This is a genomic window from Actinomyces oris (genome assembly GCF_001553935.1).
GTDB classification, from domain to species: domain Bacteria; phylum Actinomycetota; class Actinomycetes; order Actinomycetales; family Actinomycetaceae; genus Actinomyces; species Actinomyces oris_A.
Genome location: NZ_CP014232.1, coordinates 1,343,758 through 1,362,691 on the forward strand (window position 1 = coordinate 1,343,758; position 18,934 = coordinate 1,362,691).

Annotated in this window: 16 protein-coding genes; 11 read left to right on the plus strand and 5 right to left on the minus strand. The window is 61.1% G+C overall.

Translation table 11 applies throughout. The annotated features are described in order from the left end of the window. The first annotated feature begins 263 nt into the window (after positions 1-263). From AXE84_RS05580 to AXE84_RS05605, 6 genes are all read left to right on the plus strand, one after another. A complete protein-coding gene (locus tag AXE84_RS05580; protein ID WP_060957150.1) occupies positions 264-2,243 on the plus strand; it encodes a ribonucleoside triphosphate reductase in 1,980 nt (659 codons plus the stop codon). 291 nt (positions 2,244-2,534) lie between these two features. Beyond that, positions 2,535-3,221 carry an anaerobic ribonucleoside-triphosphate reductase activating protein gene (locus AXE84_RS05585; RefSeq protein ID WP_236750211.1) on the plus strand — a complete coding sequence of 229 codons (687 nt, stop codon included), beginning with the start codon at positions 2,535-2,537 and terminating at the stop codon, positions 3,219-3,221. Between the two features lie 414 nt (positions 3,222-3,635). Beyond that, complete coding sequence (locus AXE84_RS05590; RefSeq protein ID WP_167542068.1) at positions 3,636-5,267, plus strand: catalase; 1,632 nt, start codon at positions 3,636-3,638, stop codon at positions 5,265-5,267. Between the two features lie 135 nt (positions 5,268-5,402). Continuing rightward, entirely contained in the window at positions 5,403-5,792 is a 390-nt protein-coding gene (locus AXE84_RS05595) for a hypothetical protein (RefSeq protein WP_060957152.1), read from the plus strand. Between the two features lie 140 nt (positions 5,793-5,932). After that, a complete protein-coding gene (locus AXE84_RS05600) occupies positions 5,933-6,202 on the plus strand; it encodes a type II toxin-antitoxin system Phd/YefM family antitoxin (protein ID WP_236750172.1) in 270 nt (89 codons plus the stop codon). Further along, complete coding sequence (locus tag AXE84_RS05605) at positions 6,199-6,600, plus strand: PIN domain-containing protein (protein ID WP_060957154.1); 402 nt, start codon at positions 6,199-6,201, stop codon at positions 6,598-6,600. Before AXE84_RS05600 ends, AXE84_RS05605 begins: the two co-directional genes overlap by 4 nt. Here the strand turns inward: AXE84_RS05605 and AXE84_RS05610 are convergent. Beyond that, on the minus strand, positions 6,595-7,233 hold the full coding sequence (locus AXE84_RS05610; RefSeq protein ID WP_060957155.1) for a malonic semialdehyde reductase: 639 nt from the start codon (positions 7,231-7,233) through the stop codon (positions 6,595-6,597). The two genes, AXE84_RS05605 and AXE84_RS05610, sit on opposite strands and share 6 nt — an antisense overlap. A 456-nt stretch (positions 7,234-7,689) precedes the next feature. Further along, positions 7,690-8,487 (minus strand): CPBP family intramembrane glutamic endopeptidase, encoded by a 798-nt coding sequence (locus AXE84_RS05615; RefSeq protein ID WP_060957156.1) that lies wholly within the window; start codon positions 8,485-8,487, stop codon positions 7,690-7,692. 410 nt (positions 8,488-8,897) lie between these two features. Between AXE84_RS05615 and AXE84_RS05620 the strand changes: the two genes are divergently transcribed. After that, a complete protein-coding gene (locus AXE84_RS05620) occupies positions 8,898-9,383 on the plus strand; it encodes an excalibur calcium-binding domain-containing protein (protein WP_236750174.1) in 486 nt (161 codons plus the stop codon). 224 nt (positions 9,384-9,607) lie between these two features. On the opposite strand, the gene AXE84_RS13250 is transcribed toward AXE84_RS05620, so the two are convergent. Continuing rightward, a complete protein-coding gene (locus AXE84_RS13250; protein WP_060957157.1) occupies positions 9,608-9,976 on the minus strand; it encodes a hypothetical protein in 369 nt (122 codons plus the stop codon). 46 nt (positions 9,977-10,022) lie between these two features. Between AXE84_RS13250 and AXE84_RS13255 the strand changes: the two genes are divergently transcribed. Next, positions 10,023-10,097: an excalibur calcium-binding domain-containing protein gene (locus AXE84_RS13255; protein ID WP_236750212.1), complete on the plus strand. Its 75-nt coding sequence runs from the start codon at positions 10,023-10,025 to the stop codon at positions 10,095-10,097. Positions 10,098-10,356: 259 nt separating this feature from the next. Here the strand turns inward: AXE84_RS13255 and AXE84_RS05630 are convergent, their stop codons facing one another. Continuing rightward, complete coding sequence (locus AXE84_RS05630; RefSeq protein WP_060957158.1) at positions 10,357-10,863, minus strand: very short patch repair endonuclease; 507 nt, start codon at positions 10,861-10,863, stop codon at positions 10,357-10,359. Between the two features lie 3 nt (positions 10,864-10,866). Next, positions 10,867-12,216 carry a DNA (cytosine-5-)-methyltransferase gene (gene dcm, locus AXE84_RS05635; RefSeq protein ID WP_060957159.1) on the minus strand — a complete coding sequence of 450 codons (1,350 nt, stop codon included), beginning with the start codon at positions 12,214-12,216 and terminating at the stop codon, positions 10,867-10,869. 587 nt (positions 12,217-12,803) lie between these two features. Here dcm and AXE84_RS12575 point away from each other — a divergent pair. The 3 genes from AXE84_RS12575 to AXE84_RS12585 all read left to right on the plus strand — a co-directional run bounded on the left by AXE84_RS12575 (position 12,804) and on the right by AXE84_RS12585 (position 18,926). Then, on the plus strand, positions 12,804-15,080 hold the full coding sequence (locus AXE84_RS12575; protein ID WP_081093089.1) for a DUF262 domain-containing protein: 2,277 nt from the start codon (positions 12,804-12,806) through the stop codon (positions 15,078-15,080). 385 nt (positions 15,081-15,465) lie between these two features. After that, entirely contained in the window at positions 15,466-17,859 is a 2,394-nt protein-coding gene (locus AXE84_RS12580; RefSeq protein ID WP_167542042.1) for a Z1 domain-containing protein, read from the plus strand. Positions 17,860-17,861: 2 nt separating this feature from the next. Next, positions 17,862-18,926 carry a PD-(D/E)XK motif protein gene (locus AXE84_RS12585; RefSeq protein ID WP_081093090.1) on the plus strand — a complete coding sequence of 355 codons (1,065 nt, stop codon included), beginning with the start codon at positions 17,862-17,864 and terminating at the stop codon, positions 18,924-18,926. Positions 18,927-18,934 lie beyond the last annotated feature (8 nt).

Here is an 18,934-nt window from a genome sequence, read left to right on the forward strand (position 1 = left end):
CATCCGCGAGATCGTGCGGGAAGGCGACGCCTATCGGGACGAAAGTCCATACCTCTATCGCAAGATGTTGTGGTTGAGATACAATTTAGACACAAGATGATGTGTCTCATTGGTGTGATTTGGGCGTAGGGTCGGCACCGGTGCCGCCGACCGCCCCGCTCCCCGCAGGCAGCGCGCAACCGCTGACGGCACCCGGAAGGACTGGCCCCATCGACGCTCGACGGGGCCGCGAACAGGAACGAGAAGGACCATCGGAGAGACCCGTGCTCGAGAAGAACCTTGCCTCCACCGCCCCCGCAGCTGACGGCTCGGCGCAGCCGCCGGCCGCCACCCCCGCCACCGACCCACGCCTCGTGGCCCCCGGCTCGGCCGACTCCGCCGTCGCCCGCGGAGAGCGCCCCACTGTGGACGCCATCGCCACCATCACCGAGTACCTGGACCGCTCCGACTGGCGCGTCAACGCCAACGCCAACCAGGGATACTCGCTGGGCGGGATGATGCTCAACACCTCCGGCAAGGTCGTCGCCAACTACTGGCTCAGCCAGGTCTACTCGGCCGCCGCCGGCCAGGCCCACCGCAACGCGGACCTCCACATCCACGACCTGGACATGTTCGCCGGCTACTGCGCCGGCTGGTCCCTCAAAGATCTCCTCCAGCAGGGCTTCAACGGCGTCCCCGGCGCCATCGCCGCCGGCCCCGCCAAGCACTTCTCCTCAGCCGTCGGGCAGATCGTCAACTTCCTGGGCACGCTTCAGAACGAGTGGGCCGGCGCCCAGGCCTTCTCCTCCTTCGACACCTACATGGCGCCCTTCGTCCGCCTGGACGACATGACCTACGACCAGGTCAAGCAGTGCATGCAGGAGCTCATCTTCAACCTCAACGTCCCCTCGCGCTGGGGCACCCAGACGCCCTTCACCAACCTCACCTTCGACTGGACCTGCCCCGCGGACCTGGCCGACGAGCACCCCCTCATCGGCGACGACGTCTGCGACTTCGCCTACGGCGACCTTCAGGCGGAGATGGACCTCATCAACCGCGCCTTCATGGAGGTCATGACCGAGGGTGACGCCGAGGGCCGCGTCTTCACCTTCCCCATCCCCACCTACAACATCACCCGCGACTTCGACTGGGACGCCCCCAACACCGAGCTCCTGTTCACCATGACCGCAAAGTACGGCCTGCCCTACTTCCAGAACTTCATCAACTCCGAGCTCGACCCCGGCATGATCCGCTCCATGTGCTGCCGCCTCCAGCTCGACCTGCGTGAGTTGCTCAAGCGCGGCAATGGCCTGTTCGGCTCGGCCGAGCAGACCGGCTCGGTCGGCGTCGTCACCATCAACATGGCCCGCCTCGGCTACCTCTACGCCGACGACGAGGCCGCCCTGACTGCCCGGCTCGACGAGCTGCTCGAGATCGGCCGCGACACCCTGGAGCTCAAGCGCACCGTCATCCAGCACCACATCGACGCCGGCCTGTTCCCCTTCACCAAGCGGTACCTGGGCACCCTGGACAACCACTTCTCCACCCTGGGCGTCAACGGCATGAACGAGATGGTTCGCAACTTCACCCGCGACGCCTATGACCTGACCGACCCGCGCGGCCACGCCATGTGCGTGCGCCTCCTGGACCACGTGCGCGACAAGATGGTCGAGTTCCAGGAGGCCACCGGCCACCTCTACAACCTCGAGGCCACGCCGGCCGAGGGCACCACCTACCGCTTCGCCAAGGAGGACCGCAAGCGTTACCCCGGCATCCTCCAGGCCGGTACGGAGACCAACCCCTACTACACGAACTCCTCTCAGATCCCCGTGGGCTACACCGACGACCCCTTCGAGGCCCAGGAGATGCAGGAGGAGCTCCAGACCAAGTACACCGGCGGCACCGTCCTGCACCTGTACATGAACGAGCGGATCTCCTCGGCCGCCGCCTGCAAGGAGCTGGTGCGCCGCTCCCTGACCGCCTTCCGCACGCCTTACATCACCATCACGCCGACCTTCTCCATCTGCCCCGTCCACGGCTACCTCGTGGGCGAGCACCTCACCTGCGACAAGTGCGCCGAGCTCCACCCCGAGGCCGAGCCGGTCGAGTGCGAGGTGTGGACCCGCGTCATGGGCTACTTCCGCCCGGTGCGCTCCTTCAACATCGGCAAGAAGGGCGAGTACGCCGAGCGGCAGATGTTCACCGAGGTCGCCGCCGGTGGTCACGGCCCGGCCATCTCGCGCCTGAGTACGGTCAGCGCCTGAGAGGACCCGCCGGGACCGCTGGGCGCCGTCGGATGATCCGGCGACGGCGCCCAGCGGGCTCGGTGTCGCGACGACGCCGGCCCTCGGGTCGGTCCCGCAGCCCGGCAGTTCCCCGCAGTCCCGACGACGTCCCGAAAGGAGGGGGCAGTGACCTCACCGCAGACACGTCCGCCGACCGACTCGCGCACCGCCCGGCCGGCCCGGGTCACTGAGGACGGTGCGGGCCGGGGCGCCTCCGTCGGCCCCGACCGCCGGCCCGCCGACGACCTGGTGATCGCCGGGCTCGTCCCCATGAGCACGGTCGACTGGCCCGACCGCCTGACCGCGACCGTCTTCCTGCAGGGCTGCCCCTGGAACTGCTTCTACTGCCACAACCAGGACCTCATCCCCACCCGCACGCCCGGCCAGGTGGCGTGGGAGGAGGTGCGCGCCCTGCTGCGCCGCAGGCGGGGGCTGCTCGACGGCGTCGTCCTGACCGGCGGTGAGGCCCTGCGCCAGGACGCTCTGGCCGACGCCGCCCGCGAGGTCATCGACATGGGCTTCCAGGTGGGGTTGCACACGGCCGGGCCCTACCCGCGGCGGCTGCGGGACATGATCGAGGCCGGGCTCGTCAGCTGGGTGGGGCTGGACATCAAGGCTCTGCCCGAGCACTACGGGCAGGTGGTCGGCCGGGCGAACGCGGCCGTGAGGGCATGGGAGAGCCTGGAGGTGCTCATCGAGGCGGCCGGCCGCGGCGGGCCCGACTTCGAGGTGCGCACCACCGTGGTGCCCGGGGACGTGACAGCCGACGACGCCGTGGAGGTGGCTCGGCGGGTGCGCGCGGCGGGGGCGCGGGTCTACGCCCTCCAGCAGGCCCGCTCCGAGGGGACGAGCGGCGAATTCGACGTCGTGGCGCCCGGCTGGGACGGGACGTGCGAACGTATGGCCGAGCACATCGAGGCCCTGGGCTGGGACCGCTTCACCTACCGCCCGGCGTAGGGGCTGCCGTGGAGGGCGGTGTTCATGGTCGGTGTCCGCTGGTCAGCCGCCGATGCGCTGGTGGTGACCGCCGGTGAGCTTGGGCGGCGGCCGACACCCACCTACACATTAGTGATCCCATTTAGTAGAGCAACTACTGAGACATCTCCTTATTGTTCGGCTATGGTTGCTGACGGGCGGTCATCTCGTCGTCGCGGCTGACAGCGGTCAGCGGTACCCACGGCGCCCCGACCGGCTCAGGCGCACCTCGCGCCTTGCGATACCCCGGCCCGCTGGCCGAGCAAGGAGATACCCATGAATGACACCAACCTGCCCGAGACCCCTCAGGACGGTGCTCCCGCCGGCTGCCCCATGTCCCGCGCCGGCCTCGGCGAGCACCTGCCCAGCCGCAACAACGCCGCCGGCCAGGGCCGCATGACGATGGCCAACGGCTCGCCCGTCTACAACAACCAGGACTCCATGACCGCCGGGCCCCGCGGTCCCGTCGCCCTCCAGGACGCCTGGCTGCTGGAGAAGCACGCCCACTTCAACCGCGAGGTCATCCCCGAGCGCCGCATGCACGCCAAGGGCTCAGGCGCCTGGGGCACCTTCACCGTCACCCGCGCCATCCCCGAGCTCACCCGCGCCGCGATCTTCTCCGCCGAGGGCAACCAGTGCGAGCTCTTCATGCGCTTCTCCACCGTGGCCGGGGAGCGCGGGGCCGCCGACGCCGAGCGCGACATCCGCGGCTTCGCCATGCGTTTCTTCACCTCCGAGGGAAACTGGGACGTCGTCGGCAACAACACCCCCGTCTTCTTCTTCCGTGACGGCAAGAAGTTCATCGACCTCAACCACGCCGTCAAGCGCGACCCCCGCACCAACCTGCGCAGCCCCAACACCAACTGGGACTTCTGGACCAGCCTGCCCGAGTCGCTCCTCCAGGTGACCATCACCATGTCCGACCGCGGCATCCCGCTGTCCTACCGCTACATGCACGGCTTCTCCTCGCACGCCTACTCCTTCATCAACGCCGAGGGCGTGCGCACCTGGGTCAAGTTCCACTTCCGCTCCCAGCAGGGTCTCGCCAACCTCACGGACCAGGAGGCTGCCACCGTCATCGCCGAGGACCGCGAGTCCAACCAGCGTGATCTGTACGAGTCCATCGAGAAGGGCCAGTACCCCCGCTGGACCATGTACGTCCAGACCATGACCGTTGAGCAGGCCGAGGCCCTGACCGACTTCAACCCCTTCGACCTGACGAAGATGTGGCCCAAGGCGGACTTCCCCTTCCAGGAGGTCGGCGTCCTCGAGCTCAACAGGAACCCCGACAACTACTTCCAGGACGTCGAGCAGGCCGGCTTCACGCCCCAGAACATCGTGCCCGGCATCGGATACTCGCCGGACCGGATGCTCCAGGCCCGCCTCTTCTCTTACGGTGACGCCCAGCGCTACCGCCTCGGCGTCAACCACCACCAGATTCCGGTCAACGCCCCGCGCGGCGTCGCCTGCCCCCACGGCTTCCACCGCGACGGCGCCATGCGGGTGGACGGCAACGCCGGGTCCCAGAACGCCTACGAGCCCAACTCCTACGGCAACTGGCAGGACTCGCGCGAGCTCTCCGAGCCCGTCCAGGCCGGAGGCGACGTCGCCATGTACGACTTCCGCGAGGACGACCACAACTACTACACCCAGCCCGGCATGCTCTGGCGCGCCATGACGCCCGAGCAGCAGCTCGTCCTGTGCGAGAACACCGCCCGCGCCATGGGGGACTCGACCCTGCAGATCAAGCACCGCCACATCTTCAACTGCTACCACGCGGACCCCGACTACGGCCGTGGTGTGGCCCAGGCTCTGGGCATCGACATCGACAGCGTGGACCTCGACGGCGCTACCGCCGACTCCTACGAGCTGTGGCTCGCGCGCAACCGCGCCAACGCCGAGCTCGACGTCCCGACGTCGCCCGCGGCCCCCGCCTCGGCCGCGAACCTCGGCCCGGCCGGCCGCGACACCAACGTGGCTGACCCGACCACGCTGACCGACCCGATGAACGACCCCTACGTGCTCTGAGCACTCTGAGCACTGCGTCCCGGTACCCGACGGCGGCCCGCCACCTCCCAGACGGAGGCGGTGGGCCGCCGTCGGAAGTCGCGGTGGGGAGCGGTGTCCATGGTCGGTGACGGGCCGCACATTTAGCCTCGAAGCATGAGTTACGACCTCCTGATCTTCGAGCCGGACTCCACGACCGATGAGGACTTCCCCCAGTGGTGGAAGCAGGTGGTCGCCCAGTGGGACGGGCCGCGCGACTTCAGCACCATCGACGGCTCCACCCCGGCGATCAGGTCTATCTACCGCGACCTCATCCGCGCCTTTCCGCCGTTCAACGGCCCCGACGCGCTGAGTGAGGCGGAGCTGGAGGAGCGGGAGGCCGAAGGGCTGCCGGTCGCCGACTACACCATCGGCGCCGACTACATCTACATCAGCGTCGGCTGGTCGGACGCGAACGCTCTGGTCAAGATCGTCGGCCAGATGGCCTGGACGCAGCGACTCGCGGTCGCCTACGTCAGCGAGGACAACTCGATCTTCCGGCCTTAGCGGCGAGGGGGCTGACGCTGAGTCTCGAGCCTTCGACCCTGCCTCCGCCCCACAGTCCCAAAGTAGTACATGTAGAACCTTTGTCGTATTCTCGTGTCATGCGTGCAGCGGACGTGCCGGTTTCTCCGGGGAGTAGGACTGTGGGACTGCGGGAGGTCAATCAGCAGGCCGGGCGGGTCTACCGTGAGGTCGAGTCCACTGGTGTACCTGTGACGGTCACCGACCGTGGCCGCCCGATCGCCCAGATCGTCCCGATCCGTGATGACGAGACCTGGTACGGGCGGATGGTCCGTGAGGGCAAGGTCCGTCGAGCCGCAGACGACTGGGCGCTGCCCGCCAGGCGGTGGGGGGTGCCTGAGGACTTCGACCTGGAGCAGTTCCTCCTCGGTGAGCGCGAGGAGGACAGGTGATCTACCTCGATGCCTCGGTGGCGCTGCTCTCCCTCCTCGGGCAGCCCGGAGCCGATGAGGCCGCGCAGCTCATCATGGATGCGCACGCCACCGAGGGGCTGGTCTCCTCCTGTCTGCTCACGGTGGAGATGGCTCGGGCGGCGCATCGGGAGCGCTTCGATATCCACGTGGTCGATGAGTTCATCGCGGGGGTGGAGCTCGTCGAGATCGGCCCGGATGTCATTGCGCGCGCCAGCGCCCTGACTGGTGAGCTGAAGTCTCTCGATGCCATTCACCTGGCGACTGCGACGCTGCTGGACGATCCTCGCCACCCGGTCACGGTTCTGACTCATGACGCCCGCCTCGCCGACGCCGCCCGGTCGCGGGGGCTGAGCGCGATCGACCCGCTGGGTTCATAGCACCTGATAGACCTCCTCGAAGGGCAGGCGCGGGTTGCGTTCCTGGTAGGCGTCTGGCCCCGGGTGACCGACGTTGATGACCAGCAGCACCTCCACGTCCTGACCGGCGAAGAACTCGGTCGCCAACGCCTCAGCGTCGTCTCCGTTCATGGGGCCGGCTGCCAGCCCGACGGCGCGAATCGCCTGAATGACGTAGGCCGTCTGGATCAGCGCTGAGGCGCGTGCCCAACGCGCCCGCATCTCCGCCCCGCCCTCCTCCAGCAGCCGCTGGTAGCGCTCGCCGCGCGGGTGCAGCCGCGGCAGGGACCCGGCGAAGGAGCGGTCGGCTGCGCAGACGAGGGTGAGAGGCGCCCCTGCGGCCTGCTCGCGATTACCGCTGGGAAGACAGGGAAGCAGGCGCTCCCGGGCTGCCGCCGATCGGACGGCTACCACCCGTAACGGCTGGGCGTTGACCGCCGTCGGCGCCCACTTGGCCAGCTCGTGGATCGCCCGCAGCTGGGCGTCGGTCACCGGCTCGTCGGTGAAGGTGTAGGCGGTGCGTGCCCCGCTGAACAGCAGCGAGGCGTCGGGCTCGGTCAGGATGGACTCGGCGGGCACGGGGCCAGGAACCGGAACGGGGGAGACGACTGCCATGCTCCGATTGAAGCACGCGCCGTCTCCCCCGGGGCGGATGTTGTCCCGACAAGGCAGTCTTGCTGTCCCCGCCCTTGCTCTCCTCACCCTTCTGACGTGCGACCTCGCAGCGGGTCTCCGTCACACGGGCGATCCGTGCGATGGCGGAGAGTGTGCGCTGTGAGGGCCACAGTCCTGCTGCTCGAGAAGTAGCCGTTCTTCTCGATGGGAGGGTGAGGCTCCGGGCCAAGCGCTGTAGGGAATGAGGCAGGAAGTTATGGATGAGAATGCCGCTCCTGGCGCTCGGCCTGATTGTGGTGGTCTGTATCTCCTCCTCGTGTCCCGTGCAGACGGGGCGCCTCGGGCGCCGTCAACAGTGAAGCTGTCGAGAGCAAGCCAACCGGAGCCGGTGTTGCGAGGGTGTTGGCGCAAACGCTTATGTTCCCGCAACGCTCGGGCGGGGTGGCGGGGAGCGTTTCAGTACAGGAGGAGGGGCAGGAAGGCGCTGAGGTTGTTGAGGCAGTGGATGCTTGCCGGGTAGAGCAGGTTGCGGTCGGTCTCGACATAGAGCAGCCCGCAGCTGAGCCCGAAGAAGGCGTGCGGGATGACGCTCAGTACCTCGGAGAGCGCGAACGAGTGCATGTGCAGCGCACCGAACAGGACGCTGGAGACGACAACAGCCACCCATGTCGGTGCGAAGCGCTTGATGAGCCCAATGAGGAGCTGACGGAAGAACATCTCCTCAACAATCGGCCCCACGATCCCGAGCACGACGACGATGATGATCGGCGGGAACATCTGAATGACTTCGGCAACGCTGGCGTCATTCTGCAGGATTGCTCCGGACAGGCCGGCGAGGTTGAGCAGGGCCGAGGATGCCAGGCCGCCGACGAGCTCGATCACCAAGGTGGCGAGTCCACCCACGATGAGAGTGAGGACGGCCCGCCGCTTACGGGCCGCTACCTGACGGGCGGCCTGGGCCAGCGGGTGGTGGAAGGCGACGCAACCGACGGCGAAGAGAGCGATGTAGAGCGCGGGGCCGGTTGTGGGGCCGGCGTCCTCGGAGATGAGAAAGTGGCCGAGGTGGAGGGGGAAGAAGAAGGCGTAGACGCTTGTGAAGATGACCAGCGCGACGGTGCTCAGCCGGTCGGGATGGGTGCTTGCCGTCGGAGCCGAGACCGGAGCGGGGCTCGGAGCGGAGTCCGACGGCGAAGGATTCGGTGCTCCGAAGGCGGTCGGCGTCTGCTGGGACAGGGAGGTGCGGGAAGTGCTCATGGCCGGAAGTGTGGGGCGGCCGGCCCGAGAGCGGCATCGCCCCGGCGGCTGAGCCGCGGTGCGCCCCTCAGACCCTGGTTCGTCAGACTCCGGTTCGGCTCCCTAAGCCTCGCTGAGCTCCCTGAGCGCATGGGTGGTCGGTTGCCGTGGGGGTGGAAGTCCACCCATAATCGTAAAAATAAAGGACAATTGCCAGGCGGTCTCACTTCAATTTCTATTCTCAGCGAGAGTAAATAACGCGTGTATCAATGTGATTGCATTTTGGGGCGGCGTGAGTTGTCGCTACTCCTGGAGTGTTTCAATTCTCTCGGCTAGCCGTTTACTATCCCTTCTCGCCACTCGAGGCTTCCGTGACCACGTCCATGTTGCCCCCTATTTCTCCCATATTGTCCCGCTCCTCGGTGGCGCCAGTGTCTTCGTCGACGCTGCAGCACCGAGGGCTGCTGAGGTCGGCGGCGCCCGTCCTCCTCGCCCTGGTTCTTGGCGTTGGAATCGCCGGCTGCGACGACGTGTCCAGTGCCAGCAATGATGCTGCGTCATCTGCTGCTTCGGCGGAGTCCCAGCAGGATGCCGCTGGTGGTGACTCCGCCGGCTCCGAGGAGGCACCGGCCGAAGAGTCCGGTGATGAGCCTGCCGCGGAGCCGACGGAGGACTCGTCCGGTTGGAGTGGCTGGCTTGGCGGCTCGGACTCGGGGGAGGGCTCCGAGTCAGGGGCGGACTCCGAGTCGGAGTCTCAGAAGAAGTCGGAGTCGGCACCCGAGCCTCAGAAGGAGTTCTACGCCAACTGCAAGGAGGCCAAGGCGGCTGGGGCTGCGCCGATGTACAAGGGTGACCCTGGCTACCGTCCTGAGTTGGACAGAGATGGGGATGGTTCTGCCTGTGACAAGAATGGGTAAGGCCAAATTGCTGCCGCTGGGAGTCGCCGCCGGCGCTCCACTCAAGGTTTGTTGATAGGTGTCTCGTCATGTCGCGTGGAGTGCTGTGCGGCATGACGTGACGCAACGTGCTGTCTTTTGTTTTCCCCTATCGAGGTTCTCATGAAGGTATTTCCATCCCATTCTGGATTCTTACTGTCCTCCTGCACTGGAGTGAGCCGGCTGGCCGCGCGGATGTCGGGTCGTCAGAGGACGGTGGTGAGGTCGGCGTCCGCGGCCTTGGCCATGGCGACCTGCGCCGGCCTGGCCGGGTGCGGGATTCCGTCCTTGGCTGACGATGCGGGGGCGCCTGCACCGGCAACATCTCCGACGGTGACTGCTTCGCCGTCGCCGTCACCCACTCCGACTCCCTCCCCGTCGCCTACTCCGAGTCCCACCCCATCCCCGACCCCGAGTCCTACGCCGTCGCCGATGCCGACGACGCAGGCCCCGCGGTCGGAGTCTCCTGCGCCATCTACGACGCAGGAGCCCGAGCCGACACCAGAGGCGACGACGCAGGCCGGTGGTGGCGCAGCGGCTCCCGCGCCCGCCGAGGAGCCGAAGCAGGAGAGCACGTACTTTCCCAACTGCCGGAAGGCGAAGGAGTCGGGTGCGGCCCCCTTGCATCGGGGCGATCCTGGATACCGTGAAGAGCTGGATCGGGACGGGGACGGCGTCGCCTGCGAGATCAAGTAGGGTCGTGTCGACGCCCGCCGTCTAGAACAGCGGGCGTGAGAGTCTTCCACCTGCTCCATGTGCGTCGTTCGCAACGTCCAGGCGTCGCGCACGACGCACATCGGCTGGGAGCGGCCCGTGGGCTCAAGGCTTCGCTGACACTGTCTGAGGTGACTGGGCTGCCGACTGACTCCGGTCCAAGCCCTTGCCGTGATGACAAGCAGTATGCCGGAATTCCACACAAACAGCCTCGTCTGGAACCCTGCCACCGGGTACCCATCTACTCGGTCCGGGCTTCGGTGGCTCTCTGGTGGCCCTTGGTCGCTGCGGTGACTGTGCGGGCTACGAACTCTGCTGCACCGTCAGAGTCCTCGTGCTCCCAGATATGGATGACCGTCCATCCAAGGGCGTTGAGTTTCTCATCGGTGTCACGGTCACGGGCCTGGTTCCTCGCGATCTTCCACCTCCACCACTCGGAGTTCCGGCCGGGCATGGTCCCGTGCTCAGGGCAGCCGTGCCAGAAGCAGCCGTCGACCTGCACCGCCACTTTCTTCCCGGGGAAGGCAATGTCGACCTTGCGACGTGGAATCCCCGGGACCTTGTACTGCACCCGATACCGCAGTCCTATCCGCCACAGCGCTCGCCGCAGTTCCATCTCTGGGGAGGTGTCACGCCGTGACAGGTTGGAGTAGCGAGCGCTCACCTTCGGATCGGCGGGCTTGTCGCGTGCTGGTTCGGGAGCGTGCAGCGGGTCGGACGAGCCATCATCCGATAGCGCAGGCTGCATACATCACCTCGTCAGTAGCTTGCGGACCGCCTCATCAGGACTTGCTGGAGCGGCGTCTACCGCATTGAGGATACGGCGGCCGGACGCTGTCGACTCGAGGATGCGGCGATCGCGGTCACAGTGCATCTTGAGTACGTTCCAGACCACGCCTACGTTGACGCCGTTCCCCAGCTGCTTGTAGGTCTTGGCGTCGGGTTGGCCTGCAAAGGAGAACTCATCGGGAAACCCCTGAAGGCGGGCGGCCTCCCGAGGTGCCAGCCTGCGACGTTTCTTACCGACGATGCTGGTTTGTGTGATGGCGACAAGTGCGGGAACGTAGGTGGGCGGCTTCGCGCGCAGGCCGGACGGACGGAAGTGCATGAGACAGTCCCAGAGGGACTCGATGTCCTGTGCCTGCCACTCGAGCTTACGGCGCGACGGCGGGAAGTTCTTCACGCCAGAGGTGGTCATCCACGCCCGGCACCAGGCCGCGTTGTCAGTGAAGAGCTGCGCGTTCTTGTGCAGGAAGTTCATCTTCCAGGCGGGAACGTCGTCGAGCTCTCCTGACTCGATCTGGATCTCCAGGTCCTCGATCGTCTGCCAGGCATCGACCCAGATGGGGAACCCAGGCAGTTTCTTTCCCGGATTGTGGTGGCGAAACCGCTGCACCCAGTCGTCCCAGGCACAGATGCAGTCCTTCTCGGCATCCGACAGGTCGTAGCCCTCGACGTCAGCGAGCAGGTAGTCATCTATCTGCCAGTCGACTGGCACATCCGCGTACAGCTCTCTAGGCCTCGCCACAGGCTGGGGTTCCGTTGACCCGATGCCGTTAGGGTCGTAGGTGGCGGTGATGAAGACTCGCTCCCTGACCTGGGGCCGCCCTCCCCGCTCTGGTCCGAGCTGATGTGGCGAGAGGATGGCGGGGGTATCTGCGACGCGATACCCCTCCTCCCTCAGGGACTCGACGATGACCTCCCACTCGTGGGCGTGGCGCGGCCCGGCGAGATTCCGAACGTTCTCGAGGAGAAGCACCGTGGGGTGACGCTCCTGAACGATCTTGAGGATGTTGAAGTAGAGCGTGCCCCGTACCTCGTCCAGCATCCCGGCCTGGGCACCGGACTTAGAGAAGGGCTGACATGGGAACCCGGCGGCGAGGATGTCGTGGGGCTGGATCCTCTCGGAAACACCGTGTTCGCCCGCATCAACTGTGATGTCGCCGAGGGCGCCGACACCCCAGTTCTGCTCGTAGATGCGGGCGGCGTCCTTGTCGATTTCTACCGCGTAGGTGCATTGGCCGCCCATCCCAGACAGGGCCGCGTGGAAACCCCCGATACCCGCGAACAGGTCAACGTAGTAGAAAGGGATGGTAGGCACGGAATAAGCTTAGCCGGTTGAGAGCCAAAAGCCGGCCCGACCTCACGAAACTGCAGAAGATCACAAATTCGTTACTGAAAGGTGTCGCCTATATGTCGAGTATTTCGATGCTCTGCCGAGCATGGCCACGGATCGCACCGGGCTGTCGGAGCGCAACAGATAGGCGCGGACCAGATGAATACTGACAAAAACACGCGACTGCAGAGGTGACTTGCTGTAAGGGCAACAGTGTGGTTGCTGTTGGCCATCCTGTACCGATCGCACTTATCGTAAGATCTGCCCATACTAACGGAACGGACCCCTGTTGGGGTGCTCAGCTACGTTCTAGTCAACATCCGGTGAAGCGGGCTCAACAGGACTACGATCCAGGCTGACGCATCTGCAACGCAACGCTCAAGAGCTTAGGAGGCAGAACCAGTGTAGAGCGTCGCTGGACCAACCGCGGTTCAGCAGAACGAGCCGAAATCAACCAATTGAAGGAATTAAAGAGGTCGCCCAACCGCTCGTCCCAGCATCATGGGCGAAACCAATCATACTAGCCATGCCGTCCTAACCACACCCTTCCCTATCAACTAAGGTAATCAACAATGGATGTTGATGAGTCTATGAGCAGTACTAAGTTATCCGGCTACCAAAGTGCTGCGAGCAAAGCTAATGCTGTCGCAAGGATGTACTTTCTTGGGAATCAGCCGGCTGAGCCGCTGGGCCCTGGAAGCAAGGAAAAGAAATCGGCGCTAGTGTCAATGGGGCGATTCGTTGGCCTTGAACTCGACGATGTTGCCGGGAAAGGCGAATGCGGACGACTCATCGCTGAACGACTGCAAGTTACCTGGGGCGCGGACTGTGTGTCCTCGGGTGACACGGTGACATTAAAAGGACTGAATCTACTAATTGATTCCGCTGTGAAGTTACAGTTGAAATCGGGTAGGCGACCGTGGCGGGCCTTTGTGCGCGACATCATGGCCTTGAATCCGGCACCAAAATGGAACGACATTGAGGAGACGAGCATGCAAGAAGCAATCTCAGAATTGGAAGTAGACATTCTTGAACAAATTAAGGGGTTGATGCAACCTGGGCTAACCCCAAAGGGAGTGGAGGTAACCAGCGGCACAGATTCCGTTTCAGTCGCTGAAATGACAGAAGGATCTTGGCGCAGTCTTCTTGTCGATGTGCAGGGGTGGCTACATCTTCCTGAAGAGATCGACACAACTTCGACAGAGGCTGCGGATCGGTCATTGGCAAAACTGCTTGGACTGAAGAATCCAGAAAACGCGTCCACTGAAGAGCTTCTGACGACACTACTGAATAGACTAGAGAAGGCAAACGAATTACGTGAGGAGTTCATCGACGCCCTAGAAGACGAGACCGAAGGCACTGTTACGTTGGCGACAGCTTCGGCTGAATGGGTTGAAAAATGGGAAGACGTCGAAGACTCACAAGAAGTAGAGACTAGCGGACCTATTATAGCCGAAGCCAGCGTCTGGCCTATTACGGAATTTCGTGAGCATGCAAATGAGGAAGACCTCAACCTATCCCCCTCTTACCAAAGAGCAGATGTTTGGCCGACAGGAGACGCACAGCTACTTATTGAGTCTATTCTCAGAGGAATCCCACTTCCATCTGTAATCTTGCTGAAAACAAATGATAGTGAGGGGGATCACTTCGAGATCATTGATGGAAAGCAACGCTTGACCTCCATCCTTAGATTCACGGCTTCACACCCACGAGCCCTGGACAACGTTAGAGCCAAAGCCAAGAAGTGGGGAGTCGACGAAGATGATCTCATCGATTGTTTCCAAAGCGATTACGCCAACAGTTTCAAAAAGCAATGGCGTTCTCATGAAACAACGAGACTGACTACAGCGGTTGAGCGGGCTATGTACTTCCCATTTCCTCTCAGAAAGGGAAGCAGATCTACGTTGATGGGTGAACTAGAGCAGGTACAGGGGAGATACTACTCAGAAATTCGAATGCTGACAATTCCGGTTGCGGACGAAACTAAAAAGGTCAGAGACCTTTTCGAAAGGCAGTCCAAGTACCGCATCCCCGTAATTATCTACAGCGAAGCATCCAGCAAGCAAATCCATGAGGTGTTCAGTCTATACAATCGGCAGGGTAAACGTCTCAACGCCGAAGAGATTCGGAATGCTGCGTATCATGAGCTAGATTTCATGCGAGCACTGCTGGTAACGAGCGGAGATGCTGATGAACCTGAAAAGGTCGCCCCATTCCTCATGGAGTCATGGGAACAAATTTCTTCGACAGGTGAAGCGTTGGGAGACGCCAACGGAACTTATGCAATGAAAACCGCGGGATACAAACGTACCAAAGCGTTGTCCTGGGTTGTTGCTGCACTTCTTGTCGAAGATGGAGGCATAGGAGGAAGATCGACGGCGAACCAAATTAACGCACTTCTTAAACGAATTCAGGAAAATCCAAGTGATCCTCTGAGAGACCGGCACCGTATTCTTAAGGTCATGGAGATGCTCGATGGCGCGATTGATGCTCACCAGATCCTTCCCGACGAAACGTGGAGTGCCCCGTTTAAAACCAGCAGCAGGTGGCAAGAGTTGCAGTTGGTTTCTTCATTCATCGCTCTAGCTGCCGCCTATAGTGTGCGTAAAGACAAGTTGGAGGATGATGTCGATGATGCTGTGTACGCGATTCAGGAGGCTTCTAAAGCATGGAAGCGACCCAGCAAAACTCAGTCTCGACAGCAGTGGCAGTTCATCGGGAAGGTTGTAAAAGAATTCCTTGAGGTTCTAGATATCTCTGTGGAAGAGGCCGACGATACTATACGGCGAACCTATGGAACATCTGGACTTGCAGAACTGGCATACTTGAGTTGCGAAGAGAATCGGTGAGTACATGGTTCTTCCGGAGGTCTCGGCAGAAGAAAAATATACGCGTATCAGCATAGGATGGCAGGAGCGCTATAATCAGGTTCTCGAGAATTATGCCTACCCCAGCGGGCAGGTCATTAAGGATGATTCTGCCTACATATGCGACAGAGCCATTCTACCTACGGGCGATTCTCGTTGGCCCAACACGCGCTATCGAAGTGGAATCGTCATTGGCGCTATTCAATCTGGGAAAACGGCATCCATGATTGGATTCATGGCGCGCGCACTCGACAAGGGTGTGAATGTCATTGTTCTACTTGCTGGTAGGCAGACAGCATTATGGCGCCAGACTATGGATCGAGTACGCTCTCAACTTCTAGGGGGAAGTTCGTCGCTAGGGGAATGCGTGTTTATCCCATCTATGCGTTCAGGAGGTGAACGCTATGCCGTCAAGGGCGCCTACGCCATTAACGAAAAACGGGCAGAACGAGCATTTCGGAAAAGAACACCCATTGTGTTTGTTGCGATGAAAGAGGTCAACCATCTTGCCTCGGTGAGTCGTATTCTTAGCAACAACGTATTCCCTGCTGCTGCCAAATGCGGTGTAGACGTCAATCTGGTCGTTATTGACGATGAGGCGGATGACGCTTCCATAGCCGACGACCAGGTGAAACCTGATGGTGATTCGTTCCAAGAAATCAAGAGAATTCCGTTCGGGATTCTCGATCTTTGGGCAGATAGTGCGGTGCCAACGAGAACCAAAGCAGGACATGTCTATTCTACGTACATTGCCTACACGGCGACGCCCCAGGCAAACTTTCTTCAGAACAGCGAGAATCCGTTGGTTCCGAAAGACTTTGTTGCGGCGCTACGCACACCCGGTGCGTCCGGAATGTTGTGTCCCCGGGAGATCACGTACGATGGAGGAAATGTAAGGAACTGGTATATCGGGGCAGATGTCTTCTATGGTCCTCTCGCAGACTGTTTCTGCAGACTGATTGATGAATCTATTCCGCCCGATGATAACGAGAATGCGGCTGCAGACGTAGGTAGAAAAAATGGGTCAGCGTCTATCACCATAGAGTGCGTTGACGAAGAGCTACTCAAACGGGGACTGCGGGCCTACATCATAGCCGCAGCAATATCGACGATTCGGTCAGGAAAGTTGGGCCCGAGTACTGCCGCCGGTATGACATTCAGTTCGGTCAGTGAGGTTAAAAATAAAGTGGCCCCTGTTACATCGATGCTGATCCACCCCTCAGCCGACCTAGACGATCACTTTAGCGTAAAGGACGCAATCACCTACTGGTGGGATGGGGAAGGAGGAAAGACCGGTGAAGGAGTGATTAGTGATCTTGAATCTCTACGGCAGGCTTGGATAAATCAGTATGAGGAGTATCGTATCTCGGCCTCGAAAATTGCGAAAGAGTATGCCGATAGGTTCGATATTGTTGATTTACCAACTTGGAGCGAAGTCGAAGAGGTGATAAGGCGAGAAATCGTTCCGTGCACTAGGATTGACGTCATCAATAGTCGTCCGGATTCAGATGAACGACCGCAGTTCGATCCACGAGCGGACAGCTGTGGAGTTTGGCGTCCTCCGGTCAACCAGTCATCTATTTTTATTTCTGGTAACGTGATGTCTCGCGGTCTGACTTTGGAAGGTCTGCTTACGACGGTGTTTCTCCGGTCATCGAATAGCCCGGTCGCCGACACCCAGATGCAGATGCAGAGGTGGTTCGGGTATCGGGGAAGGGCGTTAGATCTTTGTCGCGTGTACCTTACCGAAGAACAATTGAATTTGTTCTCGGAGTATGCTGAGGCTGATCGAGTTCTCCGTCAACAGGTAATTTTAGCGATGCGTGCCGATGAATCTCGGCTTCCGGGTGTGGTGGTCCTTCAAGGACGAAGTTTTCGTCCTACCAGCAAGGTGTCGTCCTTGACGACCAGTACGCTCTCGCCGGGACGCAGACCCGTCGTGCGGTATATGAATCATCCAACCGACGACATTGAGAATCAGTGCCTTGTGAGAGATTTATTCTTAGCGGAAGACGCAGGTGTCGTGGGTGTCCCAGGTGGGCTGGTGACATCTGCGAGTTATTCGCTTATGACTGTGGCTGATGTACTTGACAACTTGAGATACAAGTTTCACGGCCAGGAGGCAGATGAAGTTGGAAAATGGAGTGCTGCTGCGGGACTAGTCGGTATCCATCCAACCGAATCCTGCTACGTCCCCTTGTATCGTGCTCCGGCAGTCAACGAAACTAAGGTTTACCTAGGAGGTAGGTCGCCGTACTCGTTGGCTGCCTACCTAAGACTGTGGGCTGCCAGCATTGGACGGAAAGTAGACGGACTCATGACTGACGAGACTCCGCCTCAGCGATGGAACCTTAAGTACTCTGCCTCAAGGGAAATGCAACAGCCTAGATTTCGGTTTGGCCTGAGGTATGGCTCGGGCGCGTCTATAAATGCGGGCCCGCTCTTCAAGTTGTCGACAAGCTATGGCGTACCGGTCAAACCGATGCGAAGGAGGGTCTCTGGCTGTGAATTGGAAGCAGAGTGGGGGGCTAGGCGTGCAGTTGAGTATGGATATGCCGGAGACGATGTATTTGATGCAATCGTATTGGATGAGCCTGTCAGAAGGCTCGAAGATGGGACTCGTTGCGAGGGAGAACTAGGCCTCGTACTTTTCCAGTTGATTGATCGAGGTAAGGGTGAGGTTTCGTTGTCGGTAGGTATGAGCATTCCGGCGGGCGGACCCGACTATGTGCGTGCGGCTAACAATAGAAATCGGAGATAGGTATGTGTGGTGATATTGATGGCGCTGCTACGTTTGAGGTGTTAAGGAAAGCAGTTTCCAAGTCTCGGCGTGCTCAAGGGAGAGATCAACGTTATGTGCATTGGGTTGGTGATAGCCGTAAGCTTGCGTATGCTCGCGATCATCGCGGCCGATTGGAACTGTTCATCTCTGAAGATTCGTTGGAATCTCACGTAGACTCTGTTGCTCGACGACTGGACTTGAATGTCTGGAGAAGCGATCGCGGTGGGGTTTTGCGTGCGAATCGAATCGTGTTTCCAGCTGGGGACCACGTGGACGCGCTGTTTACCGCAATTTTGGTCGAACTTTTAATTCAGGGTATTCATGTAGATGCCCAGAAGGCATTTTCAGCCACGGAGCGCCTTATTGCATTAGCATTTAAAAGCGAGGACAGAAGGGTGAATGCTCTCACAGGTCTTGCCGCTGAACTTTCGTTACTGGAGGGCCTGGTCAGGTCGCGGCGTTTTTCGGACGACGAGATTGGTCATGTGTGGACAGGTCACTCCCAATCCAGTAGAGATTTTGTTCTTGGTGACGTTGGCGTGGAAGTTAAGGCCACGACGCAAGGGGTCAGTCGGCACCACATCCAGGGGTGGTATCAAGTAGAGTCAGGGGTCTCTGTGGGCGATGATGCGTTCGAGTCACGTCTTTTCCTGCTTTCCGTGGGTATTCACTGGTTGCCGGTTGGTGTGGAGGGGCGAACGGTCGAGGGTGTCCTGATGGGAATGCGGAGCGAACTTTCTGACCATGTCTGGCAGGGATTAGTTCAGTCGGCTTGCCGATATTGTGGTGAGAACTATGTTTTCGATGTCACTGGATTGAAGTCAGAGGAAGCGTTTCGACGTCCGTTTCAAGTAGGGTTTGTGAGGATGTATGATATGAGTCATGATCGAATTGATCTTCTTCATAGTGCGGATGTTCACAAACATGCGCATGTAGTGGGGGATAGTGTGTCGTTTGATATTGTTTTACCGGAATTTATTGATGGTACCAATCCAATTTCTGGGTGGTCGGCGGTTCTGGGTGCTCTTACTGATTCCCGCGAGTAGGGGAAATA